Raw genomic sequence first — 16210 nt, forward strand, 5'->3', positions numbered from 1 at the left:
TAACTCCATTCCATTGTAAACCATAGTTTTTGAAAAAATCTTCCTTTAATATCGTTGCTTTTAATATAGAAATCAAGAAGATTTTAGTAAGACCAGCAGTTGAAATACACGAAGACTCCTGCGGGAAGTGAGACCCCGCAGAACAAAACAGTAGTGAAGTTCAAGGAGGCTCACTGGTCGCCCGCGGAAAGCGAAGTGTATTTCAACTGCGGTTCAGGTAGCAACAATTTATACGTAATAACCCTTCATTAATTGTGGTAATTGATGAACCCATCGAGCATCGCTTGGGCTGAATTTTCACGGAAGTCGCGGGTCTTCATGAGTTCAGCGTCACTAGGGCTTGTCATGAATCCGAGCTCAACGAGGATACTTGGCATCGTCGTTTCACGAATGACTTTGAAGTTCCCTTCTTTAACTCCGCGGTCATTTGTACCGAGTTTAGCTAGTAACTCTGTTTGCACATCGGTTGCTAATTGTTTACTGCCACTACTTGCATATGTTGCATTCCAGTATGTCTCCGTGCCGTTAGCATCTGGGTTTCCAGCTGCATTGGCGTGCACACTGACAAACGAATCCGCATTGTTATGATTCGTGAGCTCTACGCGGTCATCGAGGCTCGGGTACGTGTCACTTGTACGGGTCATGATCACATCGGCCCCTGCGTACGCCAGTTGTGCTTCGAGTCTGAGACTCACATCAAGAGCAATCTCTTTTTCTTCAAGTCCGTTAGCGATTGCGCCAGGGTCTCTTCCCCCATGACCTGCATCAACGACGATCGAAGTACCGTCGAGTTCGTCACCTGATAGGGCTGGGTCGTGGACGGTTACGTATTGTTTTGATATGTAGCCTTCGATGTCATCGATACGAATCTGTGCCCAACCGTCTTCAGTGTCGTGGATATCAACGCGATCATGGGTATTGATTTGCCCCACTGGCGTATGATTTGTCGACGGGTCTGGGCGGACGTTTAAGACGCTAGCACGGACGACGGTTCCTTCTGCGATCACGTCTTCGTTAACTTCTTCATTCTTCTCTTCTTCCTCTTTACTTTCCTCTTCTTCATTTTCATCATCGTTACTTCCTGAATCAGAGATATATTCCGCACGGTACTCTGGATACAACGTACGCGCAACGAATAATGAAAATTCTTCGCGCGTAATCGAGCGCTCAGGACGGTACGTCCCGTCTGGATAACCGATTGTAATACCACTTCCAGCGATAACATCTACCGCATCGGAAAAATAGTCGTCTTCATGAACATCATTAAATGAAAGTTCTTGCGTTTGTTCATAATCAAAGGCATCGTTTAAAATCTCCGCCATATCTCCACGCGTCAGTGAGTCATTGGGGGCAAAGCTTCCATTTGTGTGCCCTTGGATAATATCCATCTCAGCAATCGATGCGATGTAACCGGATGCATAATGACTTTCACTTACGTCTGGAAATGACGTATCTCGCTCTTCTCCATCAACGTCGTGTGCTCGTCCGATCATGACAGCTGCTTCCGCGCGGGTCACTTCATCACGGGGATAAAAGTAACCATCTGGATAGCCAGAGACGATCTCATCTTCTACAAGTGTATCTACTTCATCTATATCTATATCTGGAAACGTCGAATCTGCATGAACGGTTTCTGTATTGATGTTAAAAACGAGACTCAAAGCTAAGGGGACTGACAACGAAACGCTTGCAAATTTCTTCATAGTTCGCCTCCGAATGCTAAAATTTTTCTCTACCTTTCATAGTTTACCATATAATGAATAAAATCCTATGATACGTTTCGATCATTTTTTATATTTTCCTATTTAATTAGGGAATAACGGGTCTTCAGCTCAATCTATGTATGATTTTGTCGTAATATTTTAGCGGATTTTACTGGTGGTTTCCTTGACTTGATAGATTCGTACAGATATTGTAAGTAGCGGTACATTCACGTATGAGGGGGATTGGATGGTTTTAAAGTGGAGCGATCAAGGTTATCAAAAAGACGTTTATGATTTGGTCAAGGATTTTTGTTCCTCGGAAGATGCCCATGCGTTAAGTGAAGGGACAAAACGACCTGATGTTTACATATATGGAAAATGGTTGTTACAAACTTCATCTCAGATTGATGAGTACACATGGCGGCTTGGGCAGTTTGCGCTCATGCTCGGGATGTGGCGGGATATGATTAGTTCACGTGATGATGATGAGGCAAAGCGGCTTTATGATGAGGTGGCATCTATGAAAGATGACATTGATGATGAGCGGTTATTGTTGATTGCTGATTTGATTGAGGCGCGTTATTTATTGATGCTTAAAGAGACGGATCGGGCAATGGCGATTTTAAGCGACCGCGAGGTCGATGTGTTTGGGGAAGCTGCTACGCAACAGGGGGAGGTATACCCTACGGTCTACAGGTTGCACGAGGCAACGGGCGTGGGAGCGGACGAATTTCGGTCGAATGTGGATGTGGAAGCGGTTTATTATTTTTATAAGTATAGGGCTCTTGGCTACCAGTTATCGAATAACTTCACGCTTAGTTATGACGGATTCCTACGTGCGCAAGACGTTAGCCATCTTTTCTTATCCTCGGGGGTTGAGAAGGGGGATTTGAATTATTCTGTTGGTGTGACGGGGATGCGGAATCATGATTTGGTGCGGTGTGTGGAGTGTGGTGAGGTGGCTGTTGAGTTGTTTCGGCGTGCGCAGGTTTGGAGGCGTGTTGCGGATTCGTATGTTTTGCTTGGGTTGGTGTATAAGCGGTTGAATCGGTTTTTGGATGCGCATCGGGCGTTTGATTGGGCGCGTTCGTCTGGTGAGTGGCTTTGTGATCGTGATTTGTTGGGTCGTGTTTTTAATAATTTGGGTGAGTTGTATGAGAAGATGTTCAATGATGATGAGGCGGTTCGTTATTATATGAAGGCGTTTCATTTTAAGCGGAAGCAGGATCGGTTGGTGTCGGTATATTCGATTTTGTCGTTGTTGCGGCGGCAGGAGGAGTTTGCGAAGATGCGGCCGTGGGTTGATGTTGGTTTGCAGTTGTATGCGGAGTTGGGTGAGCATGATGTGTTGTATCCTTATTATTTGCACATCAAGTCATATGATTACCTGATTGCGGGGGATGAAGAGGTGTTTGTTGATTTTGTGGCGGATGTGGTGATTCCGTATTTTGAGGAGAAGTTGGATTATTATAATGTGGGTGTTTATGCGCGTGTGATTGGGCTTCGTTTTATGGAGATGGGTGATGCGGAGCGTGGTGCGCGTTATTTGATTTTGTCTCAGGAGTCTTTGGATAAGGTGAGTCATTTTCGTTAGTTTTGAGGCTGCAGATTGGTGCGGTCTTTTTTTTTGTGTTTTTTGAATGGTTTTTGAAGGCGAGTCTCGAAGAGGGTGATGCGTTAAAGACCCGGCTTTGTGGCCGGGTCTTTTTTGGGTTTATTCGATTTTGGAGGCGCGGTCGAGCATGGTTGCGAACTGGGCGCGTGTCGTGTCGTCTGCTGGGCCGAATGTTCCGTTCTGGTAGCCGAGGATGATTTCATTTTGTGAGACCGTGTTGATTTCGTCGATGGACCATTGGTCTTCGTCGAGGTCTGAGAATGATTCGCTCATGTCGATGGTTTCGTCGATTTCTAGTTCGGGCATCGCGCGGTATAGGATCGCGGCGATTTCTTCGCGGTTGATGTCTTCTTCGGGTCTGAAGGTTTCGTCTTTATACCCTTGCATGATGCCGGATTCTGTAACAGCTGCAATGGCTGATGCGCCTGAACGATCGGTGTCGACGTCACTGTAAGGCTGGTGTGGTGATCCTTCAAGATCGAAGTACCGGTCGATCATCATGGCTGCTTGTTCTCTTGTAATAGCGTCTCTTGGGGCGAATGTGCCGTCTGTTTTGCCTAGGATGATTTCTTGGTTGCTTAAGTTTTCGATTGCGTTTTGTGCCCAGTGGTCATTTGGGACGTCGATGTAAATGTATGATTCGCGGATTGCGATTTCTTTTTGTGTTGGTTCGTTGATGACGCGGCGTGTTGAGTGGTATTTTGGTCCCCAGTATGGGTTGTCGAGTGATGCGATGGACACGCCTGTGCTTGATTTTGCGCTGATGAATTGGTTGCCGCCGATGTACATGCCGGTGTGTGAGATGCCGGGTCTGTATGTGCCTGCGAATACGATGATGTCGCCTTTTTGTAGGTCGGCGCGGCTAACGTGTTCGCCGACGTTGGCTTGTTCGATTGTTGTGCGTGGCAGGTCGATGCCGATGCTGCTGTATATGTGTTGGAGGTAGCTTGAGCAGTCAAAGGCGGATGTTGTGTTTGTTGATGCGCCCATTTGGTATGGGGTGCCTATGTAGTTTTGGCTGTAGTTGACGATGTCGGTTTGGTCTACGGCGGCTGCGTGTGTTGTTAGTTGTGGGGCGAGGATGGCTGCGCCGACGATGCTGAGTACCCACTTTTTCATGGTGTGTCACCTCTTTGTTGGTTTTCGTGAGTAGGGTCTGACTGGGTTGGGTGTTGGGATTGATGGATTGTTTGGTTGTGATCGCTTGGTAGAATGGTAGATTTTGGTTGATAGATTGTGATTAGGTTGTGATTTATGTGATGTTCGGTATTGTTGATCTTTTAGTCATAGCGTGTTCCCTATCTTCACTATGGATATCCTATCATAATATGAGGGATTGTCCGATTACGTTTAAGTTACAAGTATGTAACAGGGTGACATGATTGTCACAACCTCGTTACGGGCAGGAAGGTGAGGTTTGTCGGGGTGCGGCTTGGTGTGGGTACTTCGGACATGTGTTCCGTTATTTTGTGAAAAATGGGGATTTTTTAAGGGGAAGCGGACATGAGTTCCGCTATTCGGTAATTTGAGGGTCTTTTTAGGGGGAATTTTAGCAAATAGCGGAATGTATGTCCGCATCATGCTCAAAAAAAGGCTTTTTTATACATATAACGGAACGTCTGTCCGTTCGGTTTAGTATTTGAATAATGAATGATGAGTTATGCGAAAATAGTGGATAGGTAAACTGATGTAAGGATGATTTGTATGGGCATGGGCATGGGTATGGTGATCGTTGAAATTTGTGAGAATAATGCGATGGCCGCGGTGGAGCTCGAGGAGCGGTTGGAAGAGCGGTTTCCTGAAGTTGCGGTGATGCAGTATGAGTGTTTGAATTTGTGTGGACTGTGCAGGATGCGACCGTATGCGCTTGTGAATGGTGAGCGTGTGTTCGGTAAGACGGTTGAGGATAGTTTTGAGGCGATTGCGTCGAAAATTGAGGATGAATTGAAGCAATTTGAATGAAGGACGTCGCGGATGCGGCGTTTTTTTTGTTTGAGTGGAGTGAGTGGATGGGGGTGGGCGGTTTTTCGGTGAGGTGGAGTGATTTTTTTGTTCAGCTGAGACGGTTTCCTTCAGGTGAACCGTTTTTTCGTTCAGGTGAGACGGTTTTTCCTTCAGGTGAGTCGATTTTTCCTTCAGGTGAACTGGTTTTTCCGTCAGGTAACCACTTTTTTCGTTCAGGTGAACCAATTTTTCGTTCAGGTGAACTACTTTTTCCTTCAGGTGAACTGATTTTTCCTTCAGGTGAACCGGTTTTTCCGTCAGGTGAGTCATTTTTTCCTTCAGGTGAGACGGTTTTTCCGTCAGGTGAATCATTTTTTCCTTCAGGTGAGACGGTTTTTCCGTCAGGTAGACTGTTTTTTCGTTCAGGTGAACTGTTTTTTCCTTCAGGTGAACCGGTTTTTCCTTCAGGTAGAGCGATTTTTCCTTCAGGTGAACGTTTTTCCGTCAGGTGAGACGGTTTTTCCGTCAGGTAGACTGTTTTTTCGTTCAGGTGAACTGTTTTTTCCTTCAGGTGAACCGGTTTTTCCGTCAGGTGAATCGTTTTTTCCTTCAGGTGAATCATTTTTTCCTTCAGGTAGACTGTTTTTTCGTTCAGGTGAACTGTTTTTTCCTTCAGGTGGAGCGATTTTTCCTTCAGGTGAACTGGTTCTCCGTCTTTCACTTACATAATAAAACCCCCGCGGTGGCGGGGATTCTGCATTGGTCTCTTCCTATTTTAATGTAGCAAATATTGTTGGAGGATTGGCGATGTGAGGAGGTCGTATGTTGCTCCTTTGGTGGTGCCTTGTTTGTGTGCCCCCAAAGAACGCATGATTCTGCGAGCGTGCTGAGTGTGTTTTATTCTCAAGAAGTCTTTGATTTGTCTTGAGGTGGTGATGCGGCCGTGGATCAGGGTGTAGTCTTGGATGGCTTGGATGTGGGCGGTGCGGGAGTGTTGGCGGCAGTGGGGGCAGATCCAGTGTTTGTTGGGTTTGCGCATGGCGGTGGTGCTGCAGGCTGGGCAGTGGACGCCGGTGATGATGTCGGGTGGTTGGATGTCATATGTGTGGAGGTTGTTGGTGTTGTATGTTGGTGTGAGGTGTTCGTTTTTTAGGTGGGTGGCGATGGTGTTGGGTTGGGGTTGGTTGTTGGCGTGGGCGGCGATGAGTTGATGGATGGTGTCGATGAAGTGGGTGTGGCGGATGATTTTTGGGTGCAGGACGCTGGCGTTGGAGATGATTGCGTTTTGGTGTGTGAGCACGACGAGGTGGTCGACGGCGGTGAGTGCGTGGCCGCGTTGTTTGAGCCAGGCTTGCAGTTGCCATTGTTGGTGCTTGGCTTGTTGGATCGGGTCTTGGAGCAGTTTTTCTGATGGTAGGTCGGTGCGGAGGAAATCGCCTGTTTCGGTGACTTGCAGTTTCCCGGTCCAGTTTTTGATTTCGATGATGAGGGCGAATTTTGGGAAGAGGATCAGTGTGTCGATTTGAAATTTGTTTCCGTTGTATCGGAGGGTGAGACCGTGGAGGATGCTGCAATCTTGGGGTTGGAGGAAGCGTAGGTAGTAGTCCATGGATTGTTCGCCGCGGTATCCGGAGGTGCGTCGTTGGTAATCGTCGTGGATGCGTTTGTAATCGGGGTGGTTTTCTGGGAGGCGGCGTGTCAATGTTTCGAGGACGCGGTTTGGGTGTGGGATTTGGCGTTGGAGAACGATCATTTTTGGGTGGCTCCTTTCGTTTGAGGTTTTGGTTGGTGGAGTCTATTGGGGGTACTGTTTATATTCGTTTTGACCTTGGGGATTCCTTGTGAACAATTTGTGACGGTTTGGGGTTTGGGGTTGAGGGTTTGAGTTAATCGGAACGGCGCGGATGCGGCGTTTCTTTTTTGGTGGGGTGGTTTTTCGGTGTGTTGAGATGATTTTTGGGTCAGGTGGAGCGATTTTTCGATGAGGTGAAGATGTTTTTCCTTCAGGTGAGACGTTTTTTCCTTCAGGTGAATCATTTTTTCGATCAGGTGGACTGTTTTTTCCTTCAGGTGAATCGGTTTTTCCTTCAGGTGAACTACTTTTTCCTTCAGGTGAGACGGTTTTTCCGTCAGGTGAGACGGCTTTTCCGTCAGGTGAGACGGCTTTTCCTTCAGGTGAACTGATTTTTCCGTCAGGTGAACTACTTTTTCCTTCAGGTGAGCTACTTTTTCCTTCAGGTGAGCTACTTTTTCCTTCAGGTGAGACAGTTTTTCCTTCAGGTGAGACGATTTTTCCTTCAGGTGAACTGGTTTTTCCTTCAGGTGAGACGATTTTTCCTTCAGGTGAACTGGTTTTTCCTTCAGGTGAGACGATTTTTCCTTCAGGTGAACTGTTTTTTCGGTCAGGTGAGACGATTTTTCCTTCAGGTGAACTATTTTTTCCTTCAGGTAAACTCATTTTTCCTTCAGGTTCGTTCTTTTTCTCTATTCATGTCTGGTTGACATAGTTTGTTGTTGTTTTGTGCACCTTATCGAATGATATTGATTTTATTTCATTTTAGTCGGGGTGTTTAATGATGGTTTATGTACTTTTGATTCTTGGGTTTGGGTTGTTGATGAAGGGTGCGGATTATTTTGTTGATGGGTCGGCGAATGTTGCGAAGTTGTTGAAGATATCGCCGCTTCTAGTTGGGTTGACGATTGTTGCTTTTGGAACGGGGGCGCCTGAGGCGACGGTGAGTATTATTGCTGCGTTGGAAGGCAATGTGGAGATGACGCTTGGGAATGTTGTTGGGAGTAATATTTTGAATATGGCGCTCGTTGTTGGTGTGACGGCGGCGATTTTTCCGTTGCAGGTGGAGAGTTCGACGATTAGAAAGGAGATTCCGTTTACGTTTTTGGCGTCGCTGGCGTTGCTCGTTTTGATAAACGATCAGTTTTTCCATCAGGATGCTGAGAATTTGTTGACGCCTGGGGATGGAATTATTCTTTTGTTATTTTTCTCGATCTTTCTTTATTACGTGATTGAGGCGGCGAGAAATAGTCGGGATGAGATCGATGAGCCTGAGATTGAGCCGGAGGCAACGACTTGGGGTAAAAACATTTTGCTTACGGTTGGTGGTTTGGCGGCGATTGTGTTGGGTGGTTTTTTAGTTGTCGAGAGTAGTACGGAGATTGCGATTCGGTTTGGGATGAGTGAGACGTTGGTTGGTTTGACGATTGTGGCGATTGGTGGGTCGTTGCCTGAGTTGATGATTGCTGTAACGGCGGCGTTGAAAAAGCAGAGTGAAATTGCGCTTGGTAATATTGTTGGGAGTTCGATTTTTAATATTTTGGTTGTTTTAGGGATTACATCGATGATTACGCCGCTCATTGTGAATTCAAAAATTTTCCTTGATATTGGTTATATGATTGCTCTGACCGTTGTGCTATTTATCTTTTCACGGACTGGGTGCCGTGTGGCGAAGCTTGAGGGTTGGGCTTTGTTTCTTTCTTATACGGTGTATCTAACATACATTATTATAAGAAATTAATTCTTATTAGGAAGCGCGAGAACCGTCCCCGTGCTTCCCGTGCTTCCTCAAATCATCTATTGTCAGAAAAGTTTGAAAGTGTTATGGTGTAAAAATATTTTACTTAGACAGCGTTTTAATTTGTGTGTAAAGTAATGGAAAAGGTTTTTATTCGAATAGTAAAATGGTGTGAGGGGTGATCGTGAAGGGCGTGTGATGTAGTGGGAACGAATACTTACATGTTTCTATAAAAAAGATTTTACATAATAGAGGAGGACGTTTCCATTGGGTGATGGTGGCAATGGGAAGTATCGTTATGAGACGAAGCCGTCGGGTGTGGTGTTTTATGTTTCGGCGTTTTTGGTGGCGTTGTTTGTTTTGTGGGGTGCTGTGAGTCCGGGGTCGTTGGAGGTGGTTTCGGATTCGGCGCTTGGGGCGACGCTTGATAATTTTGGTTGGTTTTATATGTTGGTGACGGCTTCGTTTATTGTGTTTGTGTTGTTTTTGGCGTTGAGTCCGTATGGGCGTCTGCGGTTGGGGAAGGCGAATGAGGAGCCGGAGTATGGTTTTTATGCTTGGTTAGGGATGCTTTTCTCTGCGGGGATTGGTGTTGGTTTTGTGTTTTGGGGTGTGGCGGAGCCTGCGTTGTATTTTTTGGATCCGCATCCTGATTTTGCTGGTGAGTCTGAGGCGGTGCGTGCGCGTGGTGGTTTGTTGTATGGTGTGTTCCACTGGGCGTTGCATCCGTGGGCGATTTTTTCGGTTGTGGCGTTGACGCTTGCGTATGTGCAGTATCGGAAGGATCAGCCGGCGTTGATTAGTTCGGCGTTTCAGCCGTTGCTTGGTCGGAAGGTGCATGGGCCGCTTGGTAAGGGGATTGATACGTTGGCGGTGCTTGCGACGTCGACGGGTGTGGCGACGACGTTTGGTTTGAGTGCGATGCAGATTTCGGGAGGTTTGTCTCACCTGACTGGTTTTATTCCTAACAATGTGATCACGCAAATGGTTGTGATTGGTGTGGTCACGGTGTTGTTTATTTTTTCTGCGGCTACGGGTGTGGATAAAGGGATTAAGTATTTGAGTACGATTAATTTAACGATTGCGGCGATTTTGTTTGGGTTTATGATTATTGTTGGGCCGACGTTGTTTATTGCGGAGAATATCGTGACGACGATTGGTCATTATATTGCGAACGTCACGCAGATGAGTCTTGATTTGGATCCGTTTGGTGATGGTGATTGGCTCGGGATGTACACGATTTTCTTCTGGGCTTGGCATATTTCTTGGGCGCCGTTTGTCGGGATGTTTATTGCGCGGATTTCGCGTGGCCGTACGATTCGTGAGTTTGTGGCGGGTGTGTTGATTGTGCCGTCTTTGCTTGCGGTGATTTGGTTTACGGCGTTTGGCGGTACGGCTTTGGATATGATTATGGGTGGTAATGACTACCTTGGTGACCTTGTGATGAATAATGTTGAGGTTGCGTTGTTTGTGACGTTAGGTGAGTTGCCTTTGGCGGCGATTACGAGTGTGTTGGCGCTGATTTTAATTTTAATCTTTTTTATTACGTCTGCCGATTCTGCTTCTTATGTGCTGGCGACGCTGTCTAGTAATGGTTGTCTTGATCCTAAGCTTCATATTAAGGTGATTTGGGGGTTCTTGATTGCTGGTACGGCGAGTGTGTTGTTAGTCAGTGGTGGTTTGGAAGGTTTGCAGACGGCGTCGATTGTGGCGGCTTTGCCGTTTGCGGTGATTATGATTGTGATGGTGGCGTCGTTGTTTATTATGATGACGGGGGATATGAAGAAGGAGCAAAAGTTCCGCTTCCGTCGTCGTAAAAAAGAAGTGAAGCAGGAAGTTCATGATGAGATGTACGATCAGATGAAGGATCGTGTGTATGATGATGTTCGTGAGGAAGTGTATGAGGACATCAAGGATGAAGTGTATGAGCAAGTGAAAGAAGATGTGTATGAGGATTTGAAGGAAGAAGTTTATGATGAGTTTAAAGAGGATGTCTACGCGGAGATCAAAGAGGAAGTGTACGATCAGTTTAAGGAAGGCGTCTATAGTGAGTTGAAAGAGGAAGTGTATGATGAATTCAAGGAAGATGTCTATGGTGACATTCGTGAGGAAGTGTACGATCAGTTTAAGGAAAAAGTGTATGAGGATTTGCGTGATGACTTAGGTGAGCAGTTGAATGTTGAGTTGGACGTGCCATTATCGGATGATGATGATGGTGAGCGTGATGATGGGCGGAAAGGTTCTAGTGATGAGGCTGAGGCTGAGACGGCGTCCGCGCATGAATCCGTGAGTGATGCGAATGGTCAGGGTGATGCTGCTGGTGCGGTGCAGGATGATTCGAAGGGTCAGGAGATTGCTGCCTCGACTGAATTGGCGGATGCTTTGAAACGTCAGGAGGGCTCTGACTCGACTGCGGATGCTTCGGCGGATGATGTGAACTGCCGCGGGACAGATCGCAAGCAGAGTGATGAGAAAGGTGAGTCAGCGCATGATGCAAAGAATGATAAAAAGAATGATTAGTAGAAGATTAACGCGAGAATTGATGCGGTTACTTCGGCGCGGGTTGAAGAGATAAGGATCGTGTATATGTGAGTTGTAAGTTGTGAGCGCCGATTTGTGCCGGCGCTTTTTTGTTTGTTCGTTTAATTAAATGGTAAACTCCGCGGTCGCGGAGTTTCATTTGAGGTATTAAGGTTGGGAATTGGTTTTTCGTTTAGGAGGAGTTGGTTTTTCGGTCAGGTGAGATGGTTTTTCCTTCAGGTGGACGAATTTTTCCTTCAGGTAAACTGATTTTTCCTTCAGGTGAGCTGATTTTTCCTTCAGGTGAACTACTTTTTCCTTCAGGTGAAGCGGTTTTTCCTTCAGGTGAACTGGTTTTTCCTTCAGGTGGACCAATTTTTCCTTCAGGTGGACGAATTTTTCCTTCAGGTGAACTGATTTTTCCTTCAGGTGAAGCGGTTTTTCCTTCAGGTGGACCAATTTTTCCTTCAGGTGAACTACTTTTTCCTTCAGGTGAAGCGGTTTTTCCTTCAGGTGAACTGATTTTTCCTTCAGGTGAACTGATTTTTCGGTCAGGTGAGGCGATTTTTCCTTCAGGTGTGCGTATCGGCTTCTCTTTTTTGAATAAAAATTTTTTTAGAAAGAGACAATATCGTTACACCATGAATTCAGGAGGAAATTTAATGTTTAACGTGGTTGTTTTGTGGGGGTCCTTCATCATTCCTTGGCTTTCTCTCTTGTTACTGAATGGTGATGTGATTCGGCGCTATATGCCAGTTGCGATTTTCGGTTCGCTGCTCGTTAGTATTCAAAATGAGCTTGCTTATACATATGAGTGGTGGGTTGTGAAAGAAACGCTCTTTCCGCAAATTATTACATATGTGCCCTTTGTATTCGGTGCGTTTTTAATTGGAACGATATGGATTTTTCATTTAACAGGTTGGAACTTTTGGCTATTTATGCTTGCAAATGTGGTCATGGATTTGATTTTTGCTTTTCCTTTGAACAATTGGATACAAAGCCTAGGTCTTTATGAGTTAGTCAATTATACAAATTGGGATGTTTTTTATACGTTTATCTTTATTGCGATGTTGCTTTACGTTTATCAAAAATGGCAAGAGAAGATTATGGTTCCGAAAAGCGAATCCCCTGTGAAATTTCAATGAGCGATCTTTAAGAGGTTACAAGCTTGGATGAAGCATCTAATGTGCCGAAAAATCCATTTTAAGATGCGTAGTGGATGGACATTTTCTGGTGTCAGGTGGAAGGTCTAGAAACGTTGAGGAGACTGGTGATTGAACGACTCCTATTTTGTGGAGGCTGCCTCCACTTGTTGTACTGGAGATGTGAACGAAAGCTTTAATGTTAATAAAAAGGGGGGTTGTTTGGAAGGAAATCCTTGATTTATTATGCGATTCGGTCGGTTGCTGAGGAGCGGCGGAATGATCGGCAGGCGGATTATATTGAGAAGTATGTGTCGTTTGAGAGGGTGAGTGATGTTGAGGGGGTTTTGCGAACGAAGGATCGGCAAATTTGGACGTATGAGATAGGGACGCTGTATCTTCAACATCATGTGGCAATCGATTTTTTTGATGAGAATGGGCGGGATATTCGGATTGTTGATATGACTTATTGTGGTGATTCACTTTTTGCTAGGGCGCCTGCTGGGCTTGGGTATCGGGAAAAGGTGGATTATGCGGTTCGTTTGTTAAAACGTGAGGTGGAAAAGGAAGTGTGGAAGCGGCATATGGTGAGGCGGGTTGAGACGATTGTTCATGAGGTTGATGAGTTAAATGAGCTGATTGATCGTGGGAAGGTTCATAAAACGCGGAAAGGTAAGTTTGTTTGGTTGATTGATTAGTTTTGTGGGGGATGACTCCGCCTTGGGGTAAAAAAGGATGTTGAGTGGTCTCAACATCCTCATTTTTAACGAAATCTTTTTGTGCCTATGTATCTTGGTTCCCAGTAAGGGTTGTCCATTTTTGTAATGATTACGCCTTGTGACGAGCTGCTATGGATAAATTCATTATTTCCAAGGTAGATTCCTGCGTGTGATGGGCCGTTTTTATAAGTTTCAAAGAATACGACGTCGCCGATTTGGCGGTGGTTGACGGTCTCTCCTTGATGATAATAATCTGTGTGCGTTCTTTCTAGTGAAACGCCGTTTTGTTGAAAGGTGTAAACGATGAATCCGCTGCTGTCAAAGGCTCCCGGACTCATGCTCCCCCATACATAAGGTGTTCCTAAATGTGATTTTGCTTCGGATATGAGGGAATCAACAAAGCCTGTGTCTTGATTGGTATTTATATCTGCATCGCGTGAGCTTGATTGAGTTATTGATAATGTTTGTCCGATTTGAATAGAATTGCCTGAAAGGTCGTTCATCGATTTGATCTCATCAACGCTCATTTGATGTTTTTGGCTAATCCCCCACAAGGTATCTCCTGATTGAACCGTATAAGAAGCTTGCTCGGACTCTGCGAGAATTTCAGCCGTTTCGGATGTTTCGCTCGTGATTAATGTTTGTCCTGGCTGGATGTTCGTGCTTGATAAATTGTTCAATGACTTCAGGTCAGACACGTCGATGTTGTAATCTTGAGAAATACCCCAGAGTGTGTCACCGCTATTTACGGTCACATCATCTGCGGATGCTAGGTTCGGTTGAAACGTAAAAAGAGCAAATCCTAGTGCACCTGCGACTATGAATCTTCGGACAAATTTTTGCATTCTCGTACACTCCCTGTTTATGTAAATTGTTTGTTTGATTGATTGTTTTGTTTGGCGGAGGTGAGGGGTCTTATCTGAGTTGTAACGGATGGTTTTGTGATGGTACCCCTTCCCCCTATATGTAATGTACATGTCGTATTATATCACAAGGTGTCTAATTTTCAGATTACTATTAGATTACAAGTTTATGACTTGTGTAATGTGGAACTTTTTGAATTATTAACTATCTGAATGTGGTTTTGCAGGAGCGGTGGCGTGGTTGCAGTTGTTTGGCTTAAGAGTTAGGGGTATGGTGGAGGGATTTTTGATGAGGTGAATTCGTTTTTCGGTCAGGTAAGGCGGTTTTTCCTTCAGGTGAGACTGGTTTTCCTTCAGGTGAGCGGATTTTTCGGTCAGGTAAGCGGATTTTTCCTTCAGGTAAGCGGATTTTTCCTTCAGGTGAGCTGATTTTTCCTTCAGGTGGAGCGATTTTTCCTTTCAGGTGAGACGGTTTTTCCTTCAGGTGAGCTCATTTTTCCTTCAGGTAAGCGGATTTTTCCTTCAGGTAAGCGGATTTTTCCTTCAGGTGGAGCAGTTTTTCCTTCAGGTGAGACGTTTTTTCCTTCAGGTGAATCAGTTTTTCCTTCAGGTAAGCGGATTTTTCCTTCAGGTGAGCTGCTTTTTCCTTCAGGTGGAGCGATTTTTCCTTCAGGTAAGCGGATTTTTCCTTCAGGTGGAGCGATTTTTCCTTCAGGTGAGACGGTTTTTCCTTCAGGTAAACTGGTTTTTCCTTCAGGTAAACTGGTTTTTCCTTCAGGTAAACTGGTTTTTCCTTCAGGTGAACTGGTTTTCCTTCAGGTGGAGCGGTTTTTCCTTCAGGTAAACTGATTTTTCCTTCAGGTAAACTGCTTTTTCCTTCAGGTAAACTGCTTTTTCCTTCAGGTGAACTGGTTTTTCCTTCAGGTGAACTCATTTTTCCTTCAGGTGAGCTCATTTTTCCTTCAGGTGGAGCGATTTTTCCTTCAGGTGAGACTGTTTTTCCTTCAGGTGAGCTCATTTTTCGGTCAGGTGAACTGATTTTTCCTTCAGGTGGTCGTTTTTGTTTCATATATCATCTGGAAGTTGTTCATACTTTTACTAGATCATTGTGAGGAGGGTTAATATGAGTCGAGTTCGTGTTCGTTTACATGGTGAGGTTGCTTCGGAGGGTGATGCGGATGTGGCGTACAATGAGTTTTTGGATGGGTTTGTTCAGTTTTTGGAGGAGAAGGGTTGGTCGTATTCTGGTGTGAGTTTTCAGGTTGATGATGAGGGCAATGAGGTCGCAGCGATTGATGGGGGACCTGATGATTGAGTTTGTATCGGATGCGTTGTCCGCATTCGAGTAGAAGCGCCGTTCTGACGGCGCTTTTTTTGTGTTTGGGCGCTTCGGGGACTGGGGTGAGCTGGAGAGTGATGTTGGGGTCGGAGGAAAATGGAGAGCTTTGTTGTGTGGTGAAAATTGTACGTTCTATTACATAGGGGTTGGGGTTTTGTCATAGTTATGTAGGAACGAGGGGGGTGCTCGTTCTGCAGATTGTGGAGGATTTGCTGTTTATGGATGGGCGTTCGCGGTTTATTTATGAGCGGTTTGGGATTGAGAAGGGGCATATGGTGGCGGTGCTTGATGGGGTTCGTGGGGTGATTGATTGGTTGCGGGGGTCGGTTTTTTGCAATTTGGTGCGGGATGTGACGTTTTATATTTCGGATGAGCCGATAAATTTTCCGGCGGAGTTGGCTTTGGAGGAGGATGGTCAGGGGGATGATGATTGTGAGGTGGTTGTTTATTTGAATGTGATGTCTATTGCGGAGGATTATAAGAATGGTGAGTACATGTTGGATTTGAAGAGAAGTGATGTTGCTTGTTTTGAGTATGCGGCGTTTATTGTTTTGCATGAGGTTGGGCATTTTGTGCATGCGAATTTGGGGTGTTCTGGGCGGTCGATGCGGGATCGGTTGTATGCGTATTTGGATCAGGGGGCGTATTTTTATGATCGGTATGAGGCGTGGATGGATCGGGGGTATTCGGTTGTTGAGAAGAAGCGGTATCGGCGGATTCCGCAGGAGAAGGCGGCGGATGCGTTTGCGAAGCAGTGGTTGGATGTGATGATGGGGCGGATTGGTGAGGGGATGGATTGATATTGGGTTGGAAGCACGAGCACGAGGGTCGCGCG

15 protein-coding genes are annotated in these 16210 nt (G+C 45.6%); 8 read left to right on the plus strand and 7 right to left on the minus strand.

The features are described from left to right. Positions 1-248: 248 nt before the first annotated feature. A complete protein-coding gene (locus HNQ41_RS13710) occupies positions 249-1703 on the minus strand; it encodes an N-acetylmuramoyl-L-alanine amidase (RefSeq protein ID WP_184664999.1) in 1455 nt (484 codons plus the stop codon). A gap of 247 nt (positions 1704-1950) precedes the next feature. Here HNQ41_RS13710 and HNQ41_RS13715 point away from each other — a divergent pair, with 247 nt between their 5' ends. Further along, entirely contained in the window at positions 1951-3297 is a 1347-nt protein-coding gene (locus HNQ41_RS13715) for a hypothetical protein (protein ID WP_184665000.1), read from the plus strand. 120 nt (positions 3298-3417) lie between these two features. On the opposite strand, the gene HNQ41_RS13720 is transcribed toward HNQ41_RS13715, so the two are convergent. Then, positions 3418-4437 (minus strand): C40 family peptidase, encoded by a 1020-nt coding sequence (locus HNQ41_RS13720; protein ID WP_184665001.1) that lies wholly within the window; start codon positions 4435-4437, stop codon positions 3418-3420. 585 nt (positions 4438-5022) lie between these two features. On the opposite strand from HNQ41_RS13720, the gene HNQ41_RS13725 reads away from it, so the two are divergent. After that, positions 5023-5280, plus strand: coding sequence for a YuzB family protein (locus HNQ41_RS13725; RefSeq protein WP_425506989.1), 258 nt, complete (start codon positions 5023-5025; stop codon positions 5278-5280). Positions 5281-5371: 91 nt separating this feature from the next. Here HNQ41_RS13725 and HNQ41_RS13730 read toward each other — a convergent pair whose 3' ends face one another. From HNQ41_RS13730 to HNQ41_RS13740, 3 genes are read right to left on the minus strand one after another with little or no spacing between them, the layout of a single operon-like run. Continuing rightward, a complete protein-coding gene (locus HNQ41_RS13730) occupies positions 5372-5983 on the minus strand; it encodes a hypothetical protein (protein WP_184665002.1) in 612 nt (203 codons plus the stop codon). 54 nt (positions 5984-6037) lie between these two features. Continuing rightward, positions 6038-7015 carry an NERD domain-containing protein gene (locus tag HNQ41_RS13735; RefSeq protein ID WP_184665003.1) on the minus strand — a complete coding sequence of 326 codons (978 nt, stop codon included), beginning with the start codon at positions 7013-7015 and terminating at the stop codon, positions 6038-6040. Between the two features lie 42 nt (positions 7016-7057). Continuing rightward, the gene (locus HNQ41_RS13740; protein ID WP_184665004.1) at positions 7058-7720 is read right to left on the minus strand and encodes a ribosomal eL19 family protein; all 663 of its coding nucleotides are present in this window, start codon (positions 7718-7720) and stop codon (positions 7058-7060) included. Positions 7721-7838: 118 nt separating this feature from the next. On the opposite strand from HNQ41_RS13740, the gene HNQ41_RS13745 reads away from it, so the two are divergent. The 4 genes from HNQ41_RS13745 to HNQ41_RS13760 all read left to right on the plus strand — a co-directional run bounded on the left by HNQ41_RS13745 (position 7839) and on the right by HNQ41_RS13760 (position 13152). Next, positions 7839-8795, plus strand: a complete 957-nt coding sequence (locus HNQ41_RS13745) for a calcium/sodium antiporter (protein WP_184665005.1) — start codon at positions 7839-7841, stop codon at positions 8793-8795. A 264-nt stretch (positions 8796-9059) separates the two neighbouring features. Then, a complete protein-coding gene (locus HNQ41_RS13750) occupies positions 9060-11312 on the plus strand; it encodes a BCCT family transporter (RefSeq protein ID WP_221301950.1) in 2253 nt (750 codons plus the stop codon). Positions 11313-11515: 203 nt separating this feature from the next. Continuing rightward, on the plus strand, positions 11516-12457 hold the full coding sequence (locus HNQ41_RS13755) for a hypothetical protein (RefSeq protein ID WP_184665006.1): 942 nt from the start codon (positions 11516-11518) through the stop codon (positions 12455-12457). Between the two features lie 233 nt (positions 12458-12690). Continuing rightward, positions 12691-13152, plus strand: a complete 462-nt coding sequence (locus HNQ41_RS13760; protein ID WP_184665007.1) for a hypothetical protein — start codon at positions 12691-12693, stop codon at positions 13150-13152. 65 nt (positions 13153-13217) lie between these two features. On the opposite strand, the gene HNQ41_RS13765 is transcribed toward HNQ41_RS13760, so the two are convergent. After that, on the minus strand, positions 13218-14018 hold the full coding sequence (locus HNQ41_RS13765) for a C40 family peptidase (protein WP_184665008.1): 801 nt from the start codon (positions 14016-14018) through the stop codon (positions 13218-13220). A gap of 508 nt (positions 14019-14526) precedes the next feature. Then, entirely contained in the window at positions 14527-15105 is a 579-nt protein-coding gene (locus tag HNQ41_RS13770) for a hypothetical protein (RefSeq protein ID WP_184665009.1), read from the minus strand. Positions 15106-15159: 54 nt separating this feature from the next. Here HNQ41_RS13770 and HNQ41_RS13775 point away from each other — a divergent pair, with 54 nt between their 5' ends. After that, a complete protein-coding gene (locus HNQ41_RS13775; protein WP_184665010.1) occupies positions 15160-15351 on the plus strand; it encodes a hypothetical protein in 192 nt (63 codons plus the stop codon). 206 nt (positions 15352-15557) lie between these two features. Continuing rightward, a complete protein-coding gene (locus HNQ41_RS13780) occupies positions 15558-16175 on the plus strand; it encodes a hypothetical protein (protein WP_184665011.1) in 618 nt (205 codons plus the stop codon). The last annotated feature ends 35 nt before the right edge of the window (positions 16176-16210 follow it).

It is taken from the genome of Texcoconibacillus texcoconensis, assembly GCF_014202575.1.
Taxonomy (GTDB): Bacteria; Bacillota; Bacilli; order Bacillales; family Salisediminibacteriaceae; genus Texcoconibacillus; species Texcoconibacillus texcoconensis.